This window comes from Streptomyces specialis, assembly GCF_001493375.1.
GTDB classification, from domain to species: domain Bacteria; phylum Actinomycetota; class Actinomycetes; order Streptomycetales; family Streptomycetaceae; genus Streptomyces; species Streptomyces specialis.
Window position 1 is genome coordinate 1 of the sequence record NZ_LN929878.1, and the last position, 1034, is coordinate 1034.

Annotated in this window: 1 protein-coding gene and 1 other RNA gene; both read right to left on the reverse strand. The window is 64.8% G+C overall.

The window, feature by feature from the left end; all coding sequences use genetic code 11:
• Positions 1–30: 30 nt before the first annotated feature.
• Positions 31–403: a transfer-messenger RNA gene (ssrA, locus tag BN2279_RS27580) on the reverse strand.
• Between the two features lie 96 nt (positions 404–499).
• A complete protein-coding gene (gene smpB / locus BN2279_RS09715) occupies positions 500–979 on the reverse strand; it encodes an SsrA-binding protein SmpB (protein WP_059008311.1) in 480 nt (159 codons plus the stop codon).
• Positions 980–1034: the final 55 nt, after the last annotated feature.

Consider the following 1034-nt stretch of genomic DNA (forward strand, 5'->3'; position numbering starts at 1 on the left):
CCGGAACGGGGTGGTTGTCGCATTCGACAGTCGTGGAGATGGCGGGAATCGAACCCGCGTCCAACGGAGCAGAAGGAGGGCTTCTCCGAGCGCAGTCCGCTGATGATTTTCTCGGCCCCGGAGATCACGCGGACAAGTCTCCGACGGGCTCAGTCACTGTGTGATGTTCCGCAGGCTCCCGTGACCGGAGCCATTGGTGAGTTCCCTAGCTGATGCCGGAAACACCGGGTCGGGAACAACCCCGGGCCGGCACCTTCGCGGTCGCTACTTAGGCAGCGAGGCTGAAGGAATCGCGCTGAGAATTGGCGATTATTTTTTTGCGGCATGTGGTTAACGAGATCATTGCCGCTTCCTCGGCTCGCTTCCCCTGCTTCGACATCCGCTGTCGAAACCGATCATCCCCATGTTGAGTTAACAAGCAGCCCGCCCCGGATCATCCCGGCCCGACGACCGGGTCCGACGACGGTGCGCGTCACACACGTCCAGTATACGGCATGGATCACGCGCGCTGTCGGCGGCGCGCCGCCGACATCACCCGCTCGGCCTCGCGGCGGTCCTGCTTCTCCCGCAGCGTCTGCCGCTTGTCGTACTCCCGCTTGCCGCGCGCCAGCGCCAGCTCGACCTTCGCCCGCCCGTTCGAGAAGTACAGGGCGAGCGGGACCAGCGTGACACCGGTCTCCTGCGTCTTGCCGATCAGCTTGTCGATCTCCGCGCGGTGCAGCAGCAGCTTCCGCTTACGGCGCGCGCTGTGATTGGTCCAGGTGCCCTGCGCGTACTCCGGGATGTGCACGTTGTGCAGCCAGACCTCGCTGCCGTCGAGCTGCCCGAAGCCGTCCACCAGGGACGCGCGGCCCTGCCGCAGCGACTTCACCTCGGTGCCGGTCAGCACCAGACCGCATTCGTACGTATCCAGCACGTGATAGTCGTGCCGCGCCTTCTTGTTCTGCGCGATGAGCTTACGACCTGTCTCTTTAGCCATGACCTGCCCACTCTACCGGCCGACCGCGAGGCCGCCCAGCACAATACGGGCCTCC